General features: G+C 73.1%; 14 protein-coding genes. 5 read left to right on the forward strand and 9 right to left on the reverse strand.

What is annotated here, in order from left to right; all coding sequences use genetic code 11:
• Positions 1-264 precede the first annotated feature (264 nt).
• The 5 genes from ACFW5B_RS14920 to ACFW5B_RS14940 all read right to left on the reverse strand — a co-directional run bounded on the left by ACFW5B_RS14920 (position 265) and on the right by ACFW5B_RS14940 (position 6,735).
• On the reverse strand, positions 265-1,782 hold the full coding sequence (locus tag ACFW5B_RS14920) for a phytoene desaturase family protein (protein WP_386438754.1): 1,518 nt from the start codon (positions 1,780-1,782) through the stop codon (positions 265-267).
• Positions 1,783-1,886: 104 nt separating this feature from the next.
• The gene (locus tag ACFW5B_RS14925) at positions 1,887-2,507 is read right to left on the reverse strand and encodes a DUF4126 domain-containing protein (RefSeq protein ID WP_386438757.1); all 621 of its coding nucleotides are present in this window, start codon (positions 2,505-2,507) and stop codon (positions 1,887-1,889) included.
• 379 nt (positions 2,508-2,886) lie between these two features.
• Entirely contained in the window at positions 2,887-3,504 is a 618-nt protein-coding gene (locus tag ACFW5B_RS14930) for a TetR/AcrR family transcriptional regulator (RefSeq protein WP_386438760.1), read from the reverse strand.
• A gap of 71 nt (positions 3,505-3,575) precedes the next feature.
• Complete coding sequence (locus ACFW5B_RS14935; RefSeq protein WP_386438763.1) at positions 3,576-5,783, reverse strand: YhgE/Pip family protein; 2,208 nt, start codon at positions 5,781-5,783, stop codon at positions 3,576-3,578.
• Positions 5,755-6,735, reverse strand: a complete 981-nt coding sequence (locus ACFW5B_RS14940; RefSeq protein WP_386438766.1) for an ATP-binding cassette domain-containing protein — start codon at positions 6,733-6,735, stop codon at positions 5,755-5,757. Before ACFW5B_RS14940 ends, ACFW5B_RS14935 begins: the two co-directional genes overlap by 29 nt.
• Before the next feature lie 229 nt (positions 6,736-6,964).
• Between ACFW5B_RS14940 and ACFW5B_RS14945 the strand changes: the two genes are divergently transcribed.
• From ACFW5B_RS14945 to ACFW5B_RS14955, 3 genes are all read left to right on the forward strand, one after another.
• Positions 6,965-7,456, forward strand: a complete 492-nt coding sequence (locus tag ACFW5B_RS14945) for an SAV_6107 family HEPN domain-containing protein (RefSeq protein ID WP_386438769.1) — start codon at positions 6,965-6,967, stop codon at positions 7,454-7,456.
• Positions 7,457-7,804: 348 nt separating this feature from the next.
• Positions 7,805-8,560 (forward strand): methyltransferase, encoded by a 756-nt coding sequence (locus tag ACFW5B_RS14950; RefSeq protein WP_386438772.1) that lies wholly within the window; start codon positions 7,805-7,807, stop codon positions 8,558-8,560.
• A 259-nt stretch (positions 8,561-8,819) separates the two neighbouring features.
• The gene (locus tag ACFW5B_RS14955; RefSeq protein ID WP_386438775.1) at positions 8,820-9,233 is read left to right on the forward strand and encodes a DUF3040 domain-containing protein; all 414 of its coding nucleotides are present in this window, start codon (positions 8,820-8,822) and stop codon (positions 9,231-9,233) included.
• 348 nt (positions 9,234-9,581) lie between these two features.
• On the opposite strand, the gene ACFW5B_RS14960 is transcribed toward ACFW5B_RS14955, so the two are convergent.
• The 4 genes from ACFW5B_RS14960 to ACFW5B_RS14975 form a co-directional block, all read right to left on the reverse strand.
• Complete coding sequence (locus tag ACFW5B_RS14960; RefSeq protein WP_386438778.1) at positions 9,582-12,005, reverse strand: DUF3488 and DUF4129 domain-containing transglutaminase family protein; 2,424 nt, start codon at positions 12,003-12,005, stop codon at positions 9,582-9,584.
• Between the two features lie 157 nt (positions 12,006-12,162).
• Positions 12,163-13,515, reverse strand: coding sequence for a DUF58 domain-containing protein (locus tag ACFW5B_RS14965; protein WP_386438781.1), 1,353 nt, complete (start codon positions 13,513-13,515; stop codon positions 12,163-12,165).
• Positions 13,515-14,534: an AAA family ATPase gene (locus tag ACFW5B_RS14970; RefSeq protein WP_386438784.1), complete on the reverse strand. Its 1,020-nt coding sequence runs from the start codon at positions 14,532-14,534 to the stop codon at positions 13,515-13,517. Before ACFW5B_RS14970 ends, ACFW5B_RS14965 begins: the two co-directional genes overlap by 1 nt.
• Positions 14,535-14,767: 233 nt before the next feature.
• Positions 14,768-15,328 (reverse strand): beta-class carbonic anhydrase, encoded by a 561-nt coding sequence (locus ACFW5B_RS14975; RefSeq protein ID WP_386438786.1) that lies wholly within the window; start codon positions 15,326-15,328, stop codon positions 14,768-14,770.
• A 507-nt stretch (positions 15,329-15,835) separates the two neighbouring features.
• Between ACFW5B_RS14975 and rsmH the strand changes: the two genes are divergently transcribed.
• On the forward strand, positions 15,836-16,804 hold the full coding sequence (gene rsmH, locus ACFW5B_RS14980; RefSeq protein WP_386438789.1) for a 16S rRNA (cytosine(1402)-N(4))-methyltransferase RsmH: 969 nt from the start codon (positions 15,836-15,838) through the stop codon (positions 16,802-16,804).
• Positions 16,801-17,448, forward strand: a complete 648-nt coding sequence (locus tag ACFW5B_RS14985) for a septum formation initiator family protein (RefSeq protein ID WP_386438792.1) — start codon at positions 16,801-16,803, stop codon at positions 17,446-17,448. Before rsmH ends, ACFW5B_RS14985 begins: the two co-directional genes overlap by 4 nt.
• Positions 17,449-17,452 lie beyond the last annotated feature (4 nt).

The following is a 17,452-nucleotide window of genomic DNA, read 5'->3' on the forward strand; positions in this document are numbered from 1 at the left end:
GAGGGGACGGGCCGGAGGGGTCTGGTGTGTGGACGTAAAGCGAAGCAGTCCACACACCAGGCACCGGAGGCCCGTCACCGCACCCACAAACCACCTGGCCCGCCGCAGGCGCAACGGCGAGCAACCCACACGGCGGGCAAGCCGAAAACGCGGGCCGAGGCAAAGCGCAGCGAAACGGCGGGCCAGCCGAAAACGCGGGCCGAGGCAAAGCGCAGCGAAACGGCGGGAAAGCCAAAAACGTGGGGCAAAAGCAAGGCGCAGCCACTACGTGGATCCGTGCCAGTCGTCGCCGTTCACGATCAGGCCCGCGACGATCGCGCCGGACATCCCGGCATGGGCCGTCCCGCCGCCCGGGTGCGACCAGCCGCCGACCGCGTAGAGCCCCGGTATCCGGGTGCGGTTGCCGGGCCGCAGGAACCGGCCGTCCTGGCCCGCCAGCGCCGGTCCCGGCACCAGCGCGTCGTCCGCCGGGGGCAGCACCTCCCGCCACAGCACCCGCTCCCGCAGCCCGGGAACCGCGGCCTCGGCGACGTCCGTCATCCGGTCCGCGCCGGCCGTCACGGCCGCGCTGTCGTGCCAGTCGACCGGGCCGTGCGGAGCCACCGTCGCGGTCAGGGTCACGGCCTCATGGGCGTCGTCGGGCCGGGTGGCCGGGTCGTCCGGGCGCAGCACCGTGACCGTGGGCCGCTCGCAGGGGGTCCGCGGCCCGGAACCGTCGCCGAACACACCCGCCAACTCGGCCGTGCGGTCCGCGGCATGGACCACCGTCCGATGAGCGGCGTCCGCGGGGCGCGCCCCGCGCAGCGCGAGGCAGACCGTGAGCCGCGCGGTGGCACGGTCCCCGGGCCGCGGGGCGGGGCGGACATCCTCCGCACCCCACGGCTCCCGCCCCCGGCAGAGCTCCACGAGCCGCACCGGATCGACGCCCGCGACCACGAACTCCGCCTCGGACACCCGGCCGTCGGCCAGCTCCACGCCCGCCGCCCGGCCGTCCTTCTCGACGATCCCGGTCACCGCGGTGCCGAAGCTGAACTCCACCTTGCGCGCCACACAGCGCTCGTACAGCGCGTCGGCCAGCGCCCGCATCCCGCCGCGCGGATACCAGCTCCCGAAGGTCTGCTCCATGTACGGCAGCACGACGGCGCTCGCCGGGGCGCTGCGCGGATCGAAGCCGTACGCCAGCGCATGGCTCTCCAGCAGCGCGACCAGCCGGGGATCGGCCAGCTCCCGGCGCGCCACCTCGGCGAGGGTGGCGGTGGTGGGTCCCTTGCCCCGGCCGAACAGGCCGCGCCTGCGCACCGCCGGATACGGATCGCGGCCCAGCACCCGCCAGTCCTGCCAGAGCGGCTCCTCCAGGAGCGGCCGGCGGGTGGCGTCCCAGGCCTGGCGGGCGCGGCCCACCAGCTCGCTCCAGCGCTCCCCGGAGCCCGCACCCAGTGCCTCGTCCAGGGCGGCCAGCACACCGGCCCGCGAGGCGTTCGGCAGCGAGACGGCCGTGCCGTCGGCGAAGACATGACGGGCGGCGGGGTCCACCTGGGACAGCTCGACGCAGCTCTCCAGCGGCTCCCGGCCGGTCTTGAGGAACAGATCGCGGTAGACGGCAGGCAGATGCAGCAGTCCGGGCCCCGTGTCGAAGCAGAAGCCGTCCCGTGTCAGCCGCCGCACCGCGCCGCCGTGCGTCGCGTCACGCTCGAACACCGCCACCTGGTGGCCCGCGACGGCCAGCCGGGCAGCGGCCGCCATCGCGCCCATCCCGGCGCCGATCACCGCAATCCGTGCCATGCCTGCGACTTTATCCGGCCCCACTGACAACGCCCGCACGGCCGTGGCGGACCGCCCCGCGACGGCCGCGGGCCGACATCGGGAGCGGCCGGCGGCCGCCGCCGTCAGGTCACCGGCGGTGCCGCACCGCCCGCGGCGGCCGGGCGCTTGTCCGCGCGCCGCTGTCGCCGCCGCTGGAGGAACCGGCGGATGCGCGACCAGAGGAGGACCACCACCGCGATGCCCGCGGCCAGCAGCGTCCCCGCGATGACCGCCGCGGCCACGGGATGGAACACGGCGAAGGCGATCAGCCCCGCGACCCCCAGATCCTCGGCCAGGCTCAGCACGATGTTGCTGGCCGGCTCCGGCGAGGTGTTGACCGCGATCCGGGTGCCCGCCTTGACCAGGTGGCTCAGCAGCGCCGTGGAGCCGCCCACCGCGCCCGCCGCCAGCTCGGGCAGCGAACCGTTGTGGCCGGCCAGCAGCGCAGCCACCACACCACCGGCGACCGGCCGGATCACCAGGTGCACGGCGTCCCACACCGAGTCCACGTACGGGACCTTGTCGGCGACGGCCTCGGCCACGAACAGCAGCCCGGCCACGATCAGCACATCCGGGCGCTGCAGCGCGGCGGGCACCTCATCGGTGACGCCGGTCGCGCCGAGCAGGCCGAAGAGCAGGACGACGGCGTAGGCGTTGATCCCGCTCGCCCAGCCACTGGTGAACACCAAGGGAAGTACGGACACGCCGCAGATCGTAGGCCCCTGCTGGGGGCCGGTGCTCAGCTTTGAGTATCCGTACTCAGACGCCGAGATGAGTAGGTACGCGGATGGGCCGGAACCCGCCCGGACGGAAGAGTAGGGGCCACGGAAGGGAAGCGGTGCCGCACCGCCGACACGGGGCGGCGGAACGGCACGGCTCCCGGACGTGACGGGGGAGCACGGGGATACGGGGGATACGGGGGAGAACGGGGGAAGCGCTGTCCTGGTCGGATCGGTGGGGGAACGATCCGTGCCAGGGCAGCGCACTCTTTTGTGCGGGCCCAGGGGGAAGAAGAAGGGGTGCGCGCCGTACCTGACCACTACGGCGCGCACCCTCTTCCCGTTCCCGGGCAACGCCCTCCCGTCACTGCGAGGGCCGGCCGCTGATCCGCCCCTGGAGCAGCCGCGACAGCGCCGCGTGCACCTCGTCGAGCGACCGGTCCGGCTGGTACGACTGCCAGTCCAGGGCGGCCACCAGGACCATCCCGAACAACGCCGAGGCGGTCAGCGGGATATCGATCTCCTCGCTCAGCTCCTCACGGGCGACCGCCTCCCGCAGCACGTCCTCCACCACCGTGATGGCCCGCTGCCGCACCACCATCAGCGTCGACTGCCAGGCCCGGTTGGTGCGCCACAGTTCCGCGACGTAGAGCTGGGTGAGCGCCGGGTAACGGGAGATGAAGTCCAGCCCGGCCCGGATCATCGCGTCCAGCGCGTCGATCCGGCTGCCGCCCCCTTCGGACACCTCCTCCGCGGCCGCCTGCAAGGACGTCGCCAGCATCTCGATGCCGTGCCGCAGCAGCTCTTCGAAGAGCACGTTCTTGCTCGCGAAGTTGTAGTAGACGGTGCCCTTCGCGACACCCGCCCGCTCGGCGATCTCATCCACCGTGGTGGAGGAGAAGCCTTGTTCGGCGATGAGTGTGACCGCGGCCTCGAAGAGCTTGCGCCGGGTGGCGTCGCGGCGTGAATTGGAGCTGTCCATGGGGGCGATTGTGCCGCCCCCGGACGATTGATGCGCCTCCGGCAGGGCGGTGGTGGGCGACGGGTGGGCGCTCACAGGCTCAGTTCCGGGTGCAGGTCCTTCATCCGCACCACCTGGCGCCCGCGCGCCGTCAGGGACGTCAGCACGAGTGCCCCCACGGTGAACGCCAGCAGCACCACACTCCCCTGCCACACGGGCGCGAGGCCACCGCCCGTGATGAGCCGGCGCAGCCCCTCCACGATGTAACTCATCGGCAGATACGGGTGGATGGCGCCGAAGAAGCCGGGGCTGGTCTGCACCGGGTAAGTGCCGCCGGCCGAGGTCAGCTGGAGCATCAGCAGCGCCAGCACCAGGATCCGCCCGGCCGGTCCGAACTGCGCGTTCAGCCATTGCACGATCGCCGAGAAACACGCCGTGACCAGGACCAGGAAGCCGATCGTGCCGGCCGCCCGTACCATCTCCAGACCGATGGCGAAGTGCAGTACGGACATCAGCGCCGCGGTCTGCAGCACCCCCACACCGAACACCGGCAGCCAGCCGGACAGCGCCACCCGCCAGGAGGCCGCGCCCATCGCCAGCGCCCGCCGGTTGAGCGGCTGGATCAGCATGTACGCCACCATCGCGCCGACCCACAGGGACAGCGGGATGAAGTACGGGGCGAACCCCGTGCCGTAGTTCGGCGCCTTGTGCGCCGCGTCCGAAGACAGCTGCACCGGGTCGGACATGACCAGGGTGCGCGCGTCGCGGTCCTTCTTGCCGTAGTCGGGGATCTGCTTCGCCCCGTCGTGCAGCCCGCCGGCCAGCTTCTGCGAGCCGTCCGAGAGCTTGAACATGCCGCCGTTCAGTGTCTGCGCACCGTCCTTGAGCCTGCCCACACCGGAGTCGAGGTCGCCGATCCCGGCGGCCGCGCGGCCCGTGCCGTCGTGCAACTGGTGCGCACCCTCGTTGAGCCGGTCCGCGCCGTCGGCCAGCCGGGCGTTGCCGGCGGCCAGTTTGCGCGCCCCCGCGGACACCTGGTGCGCCCCGTCGTTCAGATCGTTGATCTTCTTTACCGCGGCGTCCATGTCGGCGCCCAGAGTGGGCCCGTGCCGCGCCAGTTCGCTCGCCAGGGAGTGCAGCGTGTCCAGGTCCCGGCCCAGTTGGTCGAGGTTCTTCTGGTCGTGGACGTACCCGCTGACCTCCTCGGCCTTGTCCGCCGCGGTGGCCGCCTCCTCCTTGAGCTGCTTCAGCTCCGCGCAGGAGGTGTCGAGCCGGATCCCGCTCTCACAGCGCAGCCTGTAGTAGGAGGCCATGTGGTCGGAGATCCCCCGGGAGAGCTTCGCCCCCGTGGAGGCCGCGGCGGGAAGCTTGTCCAGATGGTCCCGGATCGCCTGCGAACCGTCGGCGACGAGCTGCGCCGCCTCGCCGATCTCCTTGCCGTGCGCCCGTACGAACGGCCCCACCTTGCCGACGACGCCGTTGACCTTGTCGGCCAGCTGCTGGGTGCCCTGCGCCACCTGCCCGGAACCGTCGGCCAGTTGGCGCGAGCCCTGGGCGGCGCTCCCGGCTCCCCGGGCGAGATCGGAGCTCCCCCGGGAGAGCCGCCCCGCACCCGCGTCGAGGTCGCCCAGGCCGGTGACCAGCTTGCCGCTGCCGTCCTTGGCGGTGCCCAGGCCGTCGGCCAGCTTGCCCGTGCCGTGCTTGGCCTGCCCGATGCCGTCCTGGAGCCGGTCGGCGCCGTTCGCGGCCTCCTCGGTCTTGCCGTGCAGCGTCGAGAACGAGACGAAGATCTTGTCGAGGAAGGTGCGCGCCGATTTCGTGGAGGCCGCGGAGCGCACCTCGGAGAACACCGTCCGGGAGATCTGCCCGACGATGTAGTTGTTCGCGTCGTTCGTCCGCACCTTCAGGGCGCCGGTCTCCGGATGGTCCCCGGAGCTGGAGGCGATCCGCCGGCTGAAGTCCTCAGGGATGGACAGCGACAGGTAGTACGAGCCGTCCTCGATGCCCCGGGCGGCCTCCTTGGCGTCCACCGGCCGCCAGTCGAAGGTGTGGCTGTCGCGCAGCCCGGAGACGATGCTGTCGCCCGCCGAGATCCGCTTCCCGTCGACGGCCGCGCCGGTGTCCTCGTTGACCAGCGCGACCGGGATCTTGTCCAGCCGCCCGTACGGGTCCCAGAAGGACCACAGGTAGAGCGCGCCGTACAGGAGCGGCAGCAGCAGAAGGGCGGCCAGTGCGGCGCGCGGAAGCTTGCCCCTCCCGAAGCGCTTCAGTTCAAGCGCGGCCAGTTTCGGCGAGCGCATCGGCCACCCCCTCCTCGTCGTCGGGCCCGTCGCCGGAGGTGGGGCCGGCGGGTGTGCGGTCGGCGCCCTCGGGTTCGGGCGTACCGCCTTGCCCGGCCTGCTCGTCTTTCCCGTCCTGCCCGGCGACGCCCTCCGTGCTGCCCTCGCTGCCCTCCTGGTCGTCGCCGTCCCCGTGTTGCCGGCCGCCCTCGGGGTCCGTGGTGGCGGTGGAGGCGCCGGGCGCGCTCTCAGGGGTCGGCTCCGGGCGGCTGCCCGTACGGACCAGCACCACGTCCTCATCGCCCACGGGCGGCTCGCTGCACACCGCGAGCACCGTGGTGCCGGCCGCCGCGAGACCGTGCAGCATCTTCCAGGCCGCGCCGCGCTCCTCGTCCGACAGTTTCAGATCGGTGTCGTCGACGGCCAGCAGCCGCGGACCGCCGATCAGCGCGAGCGCCACGGACAGCCGCAGCGCCTCCAGCCGTTCCAGGTCACGCACGGACGTACGGATCCCCTTGGGCAGCGTCTCCAGGTCGAGACCGGCCGCCGTCAGCGCGGTGTCCACCAGGGCGCGGGCCGCTGCCCTGCGCTCGCGCCGGGGCCGCAGCAGCGCCCGCAGCGAACCGCCGAACCGGCCCTGCAGCAGGGCGCGTTCGCGCAGATGCTCGCCCACGGTGAGCACCGGATCGAGCTCGGCGACCCCCGGCACATGGGCGAGTGCGGTGGTGGACCGGACCGCGGCCTTCTTCTTCGGCAGCGGCAGTCCGCCGACTTCGGCGGTGCCCGCGGCGGACTTCATCCTGCCGGTGAGCGCGAGCAGCAGACACGTACGGCCCGAGCCCGATGGGCCCTGGACGGCGATCAGCGAGCCGGGTCCGGCCGTGAAGCCGATGTCCTGGAACGCCCATCCGCGGGGGCCCTTGAGCCCGAATCCCGTGGCCGTGACCGCCGCTCCGTGCGGGGTGCTGTCCACGATCCCCTCCCTTGAACTGACTGGTCAGTTCAAAAAGTATCCGCACGCCACCCCCGGTTCCGCAAGGGGATGCTGCGAATCCGATCCCGGGAATCCATCCGCGCATGCGCGCCCTTTTCGACGAAAGTGCAGGTCGGTGCCGATTGTCAGTGGCGTACGTCACGATGGCTGCATCCGGTCCGAATCGGCATTCGGTCCCGAACCGGCATGCGACGACAGGAGGTTCGTCATGGCAGCTCGTCCCGCCAGGGGCAGCTCCGCTGCGTACGGTCCCCCGAGCGATGTCCACCCCGTCCTGCGGCGGGCGGCCGCACCACCCGCCGCACTCGACCTGCTCGCCCAGGCCCAGCAGGGCCTCGACGAAGCACAGGCCCTCGAAACCGCCAACGAGCAGTTCGCCACGGCCCATCTGGCCGCGCTGCGCACCGCCGCTGCCGTCCTGGCCGTCCGTGGCCGGCCGGAGGCCACCGTGCGCCGCAGGCAGCGTATCCGCAGCGCCTGGGAAGTGCTGCCCGAGGTCGCTCCCGAACTGGCCGAGTGGAGCGCCCTGTTCGCCGCCGGCGCCACCCGCAGGGCGAAGGCCGAGGCCGGTATAGCGAACGCGGCGAGCCGTCGCGACGCCGACGATCTCCTGCGTGACGCCGCCATGTTCCTGCGCCTGGTGGAGCGGATGCTGCTCCTCCAGCCCTCTCTGCCACCCCAGCGGGAGCGGGCGGGGTGAGCAGCGACCTGAGGCGGCTGGGGCGGCGGGGGAGCGGGTGGCGGGGGAACGGCTGAGATGAAGTGAGCCGGAGGAGGGGGAGCGGGGTGGGGTGGGGAGGGGCCCCGGGGGGGAGGGGAAGGGGAGGAACGGCGCGGCGGACCCGCCCCCACCCCTCGCGGATGCGGGCGCCTTGGCCCCCGTCGCTTCCCCGCCTGCCTCTCTGCCCCCCTGCCCCTGTCCCTCTGCCCCACCGCCCCACCCATCGCCACACCCGTCACAGGCGCCTCCGCAGGCGGCGGACGGCGCGGAACGGAATAGGGTGGTGCACGCCTAGACGTTCATGCCCCCGCCGAGGAGCCACCCGCCGTGTCTGACCCGCTGCGCCCGCGCGCATCCCTTCGTACCGCCGTGGTCTGGGAGGTCCTCAAGGACGCCCTGGAGCGCAGGGTCAAGGCCGCCGGCCGCGACGCCCTGGACGTCCTCGACACCGGCGGCGGCACCGGCAACTTCGCCGTGCCGGTCGCCCGCCTGGGCCACCGCGTCACGGTCGTCGACCCCAGCCCCAACGCCCTGTTCGCCCTGGAGCGCCGCGCCGCGGAGGCGGGCGTCGCCGACCGGGTGCGCGCGGTCCAGGGCGACGCCCACGGCCTGTTCGACGTCGTCGAGCGCGGCGGCTACGACACCGTGCTCTGCCACGGCGTGCTGGAGTACGTCGACGACCCGGCCGAGGGCGTCCGGAACGCCGTCGACGCGCTGCGCCCGGCCGGTACCCTCAGCCTGCTCGCGGCCGGACTGGGCGGCGCCGTCCTCGCGCGCGCCCTGGCGGGCCACTTCACCGAGGCCCGCCAGGCCCTCACCGACCCGGCCGGGCGCTGGGGCGAGGGTGACCCGGTGCCGCGCCGCTTCACCGCCGAGCAGCTCACCGAGCTGGTCTCCGCTGCCGGTCTGGAGGTCGGCGCGGTCCATGGCGTACGGGTCTTCGCCGACCTGGTCCCCGGCGTGCTCGTCGACACCGAGCCCGGCGCGATGGAAGCCCTGCTGAAGCTGGAGGCGGCCGCCGCCGAACAGCCCGCCTTCCACTCCGTGGCCACCCAGCTGCACGTCCTCGCGGAGCGCGACTGACCCAGGCGGTGCACGCGACTACCGCGTGCAGTCGGCCACAGACCACCCGATCAGCCCCTTCGCCCCGTATGATCGGGGTACGACGTTCCGGCATGGCGGACAGGCGGGTGGGGAATGCAGGCAGCATCACCACCGGCCGCCGCGGCGGCCCGGACAGTGAACTGGCGTCGAGGGGCGGGTTTCACGGGGGCGAATCCCTGCCTATCCTGAAAGGGTCGCACCCCGGTCGCCCCCCGCGACCGACGAGTAGGAGGACTCCGTGCCGCTCTCGGAGCACGAGCAGCGCATGCTCGAGCAAATGGAGCGAGCGCTGTACGCCGAAGATCCCAAGTTCGCGACAGCGCTTGAGGGAAGCGGGCTGCGTACGTACACCCGGCGACGGGTCTACCAAGCGGTCGCGGGCTTCCTGGTGGGTATCGCCCTGCTCATGGCCGGTATGGTCGCGCAGCAGATCTGGATCAGCGTGGTGGGCTTCCTCGTGATGCTCGGCTGCGCCGTGCTGGCGGTCACCGGCTGGCGGAAAGCGCCAAAGTCGGGCGAGCAGCGGCACGGTGCGGGTTCCGGAGCCGGTGCGGGTACCCAGGTACGCCGTCAGGCCAAGCAGCGGCGCTCGATGATGAACCGCATTGAGGACCGCTGGCAGCGACGCCGGGACGAGCAACAGGGCCACTGAGCCCCGACGAAGCGTCGTGCCGTGGAATTCCCTGCGTCCGTCGATTGTGTCGAGAGCGTCACCTCGGGCGAGTTCCCCGCGCTCTGGAAGACGTTTCCTTGCGCCTCTTTCACGTCTTTTTGCCCTTTCCGTCTTTCCTTTCCCGGTTGCGCCCTGCGGCGCTTTCCGTCACCCTTTTCCGCCGGATTTTCGTCGTCCCGCGCCGGGATTTCGCCAAACCCGTTCGCCAAACCGGTTCACCGCTCCGTCCCGCGGTTCCTTTTCCGCCGGGCCTGAGTGTTCTCCGCTGATTTCCCGCCGCCGGTGCGCAACCGCGTGCCCCGTTGGCGCAGTGCGTCGTGCCGTGGGTCAGACCCGCCGTGGGCCCCGCCGGACGGCGGCCGTTGCGCGCCGGGCCCAGGCCACCGGGCGGCTGTCACGGCACCGGAGCCGCAGCGCCGACCAGCGGGCCGACCCGGCGTGACGGAGCCGGGCCACGGAGCGCGGAGCGAATTCGGCACGCAGTCGCCGGCCACGGCCCGCACCGGCCCGCAGCCCGGAGCGCACCTGCGCCACGTCCGCGGCGAGCCCGGATACCGACTGCGGTTGCGGGGCGTACAGGACCTGCTCGACCGCCGCGGCGACCCTGCGGGTGGCCTCGGCGGGCTCCGGTTGCAGATCTCCGATGCGGATGATCCGCTCGGCGGCCTTGCGCGGGGTCAGTGACTCGTCCGGCAGGATGCCGAAGTCCCAGGCGGTGTCCAGCAGCTCCTGCCAGGCGGCCAGGGTGCTCGCCGCCGGGTCGCCGTCCTGGTCCGCCAGCCGTGCGGAGCGTATGCGCCGGCGCCACAGCAGCGGGCCCGCGGGCAGCAGCAGGACGAGCAGCGCGGCCGGTGCCAGGGCAACGACCGTCCAGGGGGACGAGCCGCCGTCCGGCGGCTGGGTGCCGGACTCCGTGGGCACCGCGATACAGGCCATACCGGAGCCGGCCCGGCGCTCATCGGGGCCGCAGGTCGGGTCCGCCGACGGGCTGTCCGGGGCCGTGGGCCGCGAGGGCTCGGGGTCCGGGCTGTCCGGGTCGGGGGTGTCCGGGGCGGCGGGGTAGGCGTAGTCCGGGATGCTGCCGCGGCTCGGGGTCGGCTCGAAGCGGGTCCAGCCGATGCCCTGGAAGTACAGCTCCGGCCAGGCGTGCGCGTCCTTGAGACCGACCGAGGTGGTGCCGTCGGGCTGCTTGGTGCCGGGGGTGAAACCGACCGCCACCCGGGCCGGGATACCCAGCGTCCGGGCCATCGCCGCCATCGAGAAGGAGAAGTGGACGCAAAAGCCCTCCTTCTGCCGCAGGAAGCGCGCTATGGCCTGGGAGCCGCTGCCGGCCCGGACGTCGGTGTTGTAGCTGAAGCCGCCGTTGAGCGCGAACCAGTCCTGGAGTTTGACGGCCTTCGCATAGGCGGTCGGGGCGCCGCGGGTGACCTGGCGTGCGGTGCTGCGGACGACCCGGGGCAGCGAGCGCGGAACCTTGGTGTACTCGCGCAGCAGACCGGACGGGGGCGCGGGGGCGGCGGCCAGCTGCCCGGACGTGGGCCGCACCTGGAGGCTCTCGACCTGGTACTGGAGGCCGCGGGTGTTCTGTCCGCGGTCGCCGACGAGCGTGCGGCCCTTGGGCTCGAAGCGCCAGCGTCCGGAGATGTCCACCTTGGCCGCCGGGTAGGGGAGCGGCAGCCAGTTCTGGGCGTACCACTCGGCGGTCGAGATCGAGGTGTTGATCCGGTTGAGGTCGACGGCGGGGCTCAGGCCGGGCGGTTCGGGCAGCCGGTCGGGGACGTCCGTGACCGTGCGCTCGGACGGCTTCCAGGTCGTGCCGTCGAACTGGTCGAGGGCGACGATCCGCAGATACAGGTCGCGGGTGTCGGTGGCGGTCGTGCGGTAGTTGAGGACTTCCTTGTCCTCGGGCTGGTTGAGGCTGTCCTGCAGCGACACCAGGGGGTTCACCGCGGAGATCGTGCCGCCCCCGCCACCGGGGCCCGCACCGCCGCCGGAGCCGCCGAACAGCCCCCCGCCGAGGGAGGGCAGCAGGGCGGGCACCACCAAGGCGATCCCGAGGACCAGGGCGCCGATCCTGCGGCCCGTACGGACCGGGGCCAGGGCCGGACCGCCGAGGGCGGCGAATCCCGGTCCGCGGTCCGGCCGGTCCGCTCCGCCGCCGCCGAACACCCGGCCCCACTGGGAGAGCCGGTCCCGGCCCTCGGCCAGCAGGAGCAGCAGATAGCCGGCCGCCGCGACCAGGAACCGCAGCCAGCCCGCGCCGCCCTGGGACAGTCCCGCCGCCACGGAGTAGAGCGCGAGCAGCGGCAGCCCGGCGGGAGCGGCGCTGCGGTACGTGACCGCCAGCGCGTCCACGATCAGGCCGATCAGCAGCACACCGGAGATCAGCAGCAGCCGGATGCCGGGGGTGACGGGGGCGGGGGTGGCGTACCGGCCCACGTCCCGGATGCCGGCCTGCACCAGCCGGCCGAATTCCCCGAGGGCGTCCGGGCCGGGCAGCAGGCCGAGGATCGCCTCGCCCGGGGTGAAGAGCAGGGTCATCAGCAGCACACAGGTCAGCACCTGGGCGCCGATAACCAGTGGTCCGGCCAGGGGGACCCGGCGGACGGCCGCGCCCACTCCGGTCACGACGGCCAGCAGGACCGCCGCCTGGATCAGCCAGCTGATCGGTTCCACCAGCGGCAGCAGCGCGCCGGCGGCGCACAGCGTGGCCACCGCCGCACACAGTGCCAGCCGGGCCCGGCCGCTCATGCCTGTGCCTCGCTTCGCTCGGGGCCGCCGGGGCGAGGGCCGCGCCGGCCGCTGATCCGGCCGCGGGAACACCGCGCTCCCGGCCGTCCTTCCGCGGGCGGCCTCTCGTCCCTCAGCGGCCGCCCGTCCCTGATACGTCCACGGCGCGTGTCCCCGTTCATGACCGGCCACCCGCCACCGTCTCCGGGGCGCCCGTACGGTCCGCGGCCGCGCGCCACAGGGCGGCGAGGCTGTCGCCGGGGGCCACCGGCAGCGCCGTCCAGCCGGCCTCCCGCAGCAGCCGCAGCCGTTCGGCCAGCGGGACCTGGCCGTCGGAGAAGGCGAGGCCGCCGGGGCCCCGGGTCCAGGCGTCGCCGTCCAGGACGAAGGCGACGGCCGCGCCGCTGCGCTGCCGCATCCGTCCGGCGACCGCCGCCTGTTCCTCGTCCAGATCACCGAAGAAGGCGACCAGCAGTCCTTCGTTGCCGCCGCGCAGGACCTCGTACGCCGCCGACAGGCCGGGCTGCTCGGAGTGGTCCACGACGGCGAGGGTGTCCAGCAGCAGGCCCGCGGCGTCGGCGGAGTCGGAGCCGCCCGCGAGGCCGCCGGTGCCGTCGGGGCCCGGCACCGAGCTGCCGGTGTCGGTCAGCAGCCGCACCGAGAAGCCGCGCTCCAGCAGATGCACCGCGGTGGAGGCGGCGCCCGCCACCGCCCACTCGAAGGCCGAGTCGGGACCCGAGCCGGGGTGGGCGGTCTCGCGGGTGTCGAGCAGGACCGTGCAGCGCGCCTTCTGCGGCTGCTCCTCCCTGCGGACCATCAGCTCGCCGTAGCGGGCGGTGGAGCGCCAGTGGATGCGGCGGAGATCGTCGCCGTGCCGGTAACCGCGCGGGATGACGTCGTCCTCTCCGGCCAGCGCCGGTGAGTGCTGCCGCCCCTCGCCGTAGCCGGTGGCCTCGCCCGGCTGCGGTACCGCCGGCAGCGGTTCGACCCGCGGCACGACCGTCAGGATGTCGGAGGTGCTGAACGAGCGGGTCAGCTCGCACATTCCGAACGGGTCCGAGAGCCGCAGTTGCAGCGGCCCCAGCGGATAGCGTCCGCGCAGGTCGGAGCGGACGCGGTAGGAGACCTCGCGGAGGCCGCCGGCCTCCACCCGGTCCAGGACGAAGCGCGGCCGGGGTCCGAGGACGTACGGCACCCGGTCCTGGAGCATCAGCACGCCCGTCGGCAGCCGGGAGATGTTCTCCATCCGCAGCCGCACCCGGGATTCGGCGGCCACCGGCACCCGGGCGGGGGTGAGCGCCCGGCTGCCCGCGACGCGGTAGCGGGTGCGGTGCAGGACCAGCACACACACCAGTGGGAGGGCGGCGAGCAGCAGACCGACCCGCAGCAGGTCCGCCTGCCCCAGGAGGTAGGAGCACACCGCGGCGGCCACCCCGGCCGCCAGGAACGAGCGGCCCCGGGTCGTCAGTCCCCCGAGGGCGGCCCGCAGCCCGTCCCGCTCCGGAGCGCCCTCGCTCCCCCCGCCCGACATCACAACCCCCGTACGCCGGGCGGTCGTTGTCCGGGGGTCCGCCATGGTTGTGCGGTCGGCTCGGGGACCGGGACGCGCTGGAGGATCTCCAGCACGATCTGCTCGGCCGTACGGCGGTTCAACTGGGCCTGGGCGGTGGGCAGCAGCCGGTGGGCGAGCACCGGCACCGCCAGTGACTGGACATCGTCCGGGAGGGTGTACTCCCGCCCCTGGAGCGCGGCCGAGGCCTTGGCGGCGCGCAGCAGATGCAGGGTCGCCCGGGGCGAGGCGCCGAGCCGCAGCTCGGGGTGGCTGCGGGTGGCCACCACCAGATCGACGGTGTATCTGCGCACCGTATCGGCGACATGGACCGTCCGCACCGCGTCGATCAGTTTGACGATCTCGTGGGCGTGCGCGACCGGCTGGAGGTCGTCGAGCGGTGAGGCGCCGCCGTGCACATCCAGCATCTGGAGCTCGGCCGCCGGGCTGGGGTAGCCGATCGACACCCGCGCCATGAAGCGGTCCCGCTGCGCCTCGGGGAGCGGGTAGGTGCCCTCCATCTCCACCGGGTTCTGGGTGGCGACCACCATGAACGGATCGGGGAGCTGGTAGGTCTGCCCGTCCATCGTGACCTGGCGCTCCTCCATGGACTCCAGGAGCGCCGACTGGGTCTTGGGCGAGGCGCGGTTGATCTCGTCGCCGATCACGATCTGGGAGAAGATCGCGCCGGGCTTGAACTCGAAGTCCCGCTGCTGCTGGTCGAAGATGCTGACGCCGGTGATGTCGGAGGGCAGCAGGTCGGGCGTGAACTGGATGCGCCGCACCGAGCAGTCGATGGAGCGGGCCAGTGCCTTGGCGAGCATGGTCTTGCCGACGCCGGGCACGTCCTCGATGAGCAGATGTCCCTCGGCCAGCAGCACCGTCAGCGCGAGGCGTACGACCTCCGGCTTGCCCTCGATCACTTCCTCCACCGACCGGTGAACCCGCTCCGCGGTGGAGGTCAGATCGCTGAGGCTCGCTCGTTCGTCATACGTCGTCACTCGGCCCTCCTCGGCCCGTACCACGGGCCGATGCCCCCTTTGCGGACCCGGCCCACCCCGACACAGTGCGCATCGTGCCCGGCCGGGGCCGGGACGACGGCACTTACGCATTCTTGCCGCCCGCGCGGCTCCGCGTCATGACCTGTGGATAACTCACAAGGTTATCTCCCGGCGTTCCGGGCGAACCCGGTCTTTCCGGGCCGGTCCGGACGCCGGGAGCGCCGGGGCGGGGGTCAGCCCTGCGGGTCGATCTCCCGCAGCAGGCCGGTCGTCACGTCGAAGACGAAGCCGCGGACGTCGTCGGTGTGCAGCAGGAACGGCGAGGTGCGCACCCGCTGCATGGACTGCCGGACGTCCTCGTCGAGGTCCTTGAACGCCTCGACCGCCCAGGTGGGGCGCTGTCCGACCTCGGCCGCCAGGTCGTGGCGGAAGTCCTCGGTCAGGCTGAGCAGACCGCACCCGGTGTGGTGGATGAGGACGACGGTGCGGGTGCCGAGGGCACGCTGGCTGATCGTCAGGGAACGGATGATGTCGTCGGTGACCACGCCGCCCGCATTGCGGATGGTGTGGCAGTCGCCGAGTTCGAGACCGAGCGCGGCATGCAGGTCGAGCCGGGCGTCCATACAGGCCACGACGGCGACCTTGCGGACCGGCCGGGCATCCATCCCGGGGTCGGTGAAGGCCGCGGCGTAGCGCTTGTTCGCCTCGACGAGACTGTCGGTGACCGTGTCACCGGTACGGACGGCGGCACCATCGGCGGACGGGGGCAGCGGCTGCGACGCAGGTATGGACATGGAATCACCGTAATCGGCGCCGGTCGTTTCAGCCGCACGAGAGGTCGGGCATAGGGGTCATCATCACCCCTTGTGAGGTAACCCACAGGTCCGCCCGTGTCGCCGCCGTCCGGGTGACGAGCCCAAGGGGGAGGCGGCGGGAAAGCCGTCGCAGGACGCGCTGCACCGGTTGATTGACCGGGGCAGCCGGTGGACTAAAGTGGCGCGAAGTGGGAGGCGTGACGCTCTCCTTGGATACCGAATTCCTCGCGTGCGCGCGTCGTACGTACGGCTCGGCCTCCTCCCGCTCCCAGGGTCTTCCGACGTCACTTCCCCGTCGCCGGAGGGCCACTTCCCCTTCAGAGCGGGCGGGGACCAAGCGGTACGTGCGGCATCCCCCAGCCAGCGGCCGGGGCCCCACCTGCCGCCCAGCCCCATCGGAAGGCACATGAGCGAGCGTAGCGAGCGAATCAGGAAGAGGTGCGCGCTCTGTCCCGGCAGGCGGGCCGAGCGCGTGGGGGCCGCCGCATGAGCAACAACACTCGCCACGTACCCGTCATGCTCCAGCGGTGTCTGGACCTGCTCGCTCCCGCCCTCGCCGAGCCCGGTGCGGTCGTCGTCGACTGCACGCTCGGCCTCGGAGGCCACAGCGAGGCACTGCTGTCCACCTTCCCGGCGGCCCGGCTCATCGCCCTCGACCGTGACCCCTCCGCCCTGAAGCTGGCGGGCGAGCGGCTCGCCCCGTACGGGGACCGCGCCACCCTGGTGCACGCCGTCTACGACGAGCTCCCCGAGGTCCTCGACCGGCTCGGGACCCCGCGCGTCCAGGGCGTGCTGTTCGACCTGGGCGTGTCCTCCATGCAGCTCGACGAGGCCGACCGCGGCTTCGCGTACGCGCAGGACGCCCCGCTGGACATGCGGATGGACCAGTCGGCCGGCATCAGCGCCGCGGATGTCCTCAACACCTACGCGCCCGGTGAGCTGGTCCGCATCCTCCGCACCTACGGGGAGGAGAAGCAGGCCAAGCGGATCGTCGAGGCCGTTGTACGGGAGCGCGCCAAGGAACCGTTCACCAACAGCGCACGGCTGGTCGAGCTGATCCGTGACGCACTGCCGCAGGCCGCCAAGCGCACCGGCGGCAACCCCGCCAAGCGCACGTTCCAGGCGCTGCGCATCGAGGTCAACGGCGAGCTGGCGTGTGTGGAGCGGGCCGTCCCAGCCGCCGTCGACGCCCTCGCGGTGGGCGGCCGGATCGCCGTGCTCGCCTACCACTCCCTGGAGGACCGCCTGGTCAAGCAGGTCTTCGCGGCCGGCGCCGCCAACACGGCGCCGCCCGGCCTGCCGGTGGTCCCGGAGCAGTATCAGCCCCGGCTCAAGCTGCTGACCCGCGGCGCCGAACTCCCCACGGAGGAGGAGATCGCCGAGAACCGCCGCGCCGCCCCGGCCCGGCTGCGCGGCGCGGAGCGCATCCGCGAGAGCGTCGGGGCCAGCGCATGAAAGGCCAGGGGGCGCGCGGCGGGCAGAAACGCCTCGCCGCGCTGTTCCCCTCCGGCGGCGGTGCCCGCGGTACCGCCGCACGCACGCCCTTCGTGCTGCTCATCGTCGTCCTCCTCGGCTCCGGCCTGATCACCCTGCTGCTGCTCAACTCCGCCCTCAACCAAGGGTCGTTCGAGCTCAGCAAGCTGGAGAAGCAGACCGACGAGCTGACGGACGAGCAGCAGGCGCTCCAGCAGGACGTCGACGCCTACTCCGCCCCGGGCGCGCTGGAACGGCGGGCCCGGAAGCTGGGCATGGTGCCCGGCGGCACCCCGGCGTTCCTGCTCCCGGACGGCACGGTCCGCGGCAGGCCGAGCGTGGCCGGGCCGGAGGGGGCGCCGCTGAGCAGCTCCGCCGGGCCGTCGCCGCTGGGCGCGCCCGCCTCCGCCGCCCTGCCCCGCCCGGCGGTGCCCCCGGTCCCGGCGGTGTCCGGCGTGCTGGGCCAGGAGGGCGCACCGGGTATCGCCACGGGCCCGGCCGCTCCCGCCCCACCGGCCTCCCCGGCCTCCCTGACCTCGTCCGCCACCCGCGCCCCGTCCGACGGCGGCGCCCCACCCGGGCCGGGCACCGCGGCCCCTCCTTCCCCGACGACCTCCGGCAGGTGAACGC

The organism is Streptomyces sp. NPDC058773 (assembly GCF_042746015.1).
Taxonomy (GTDB): Bacteria; Actinomycetota; Actinomycetes; order Streptomycetales; family Streptomycetaceae; genus Streptomyces.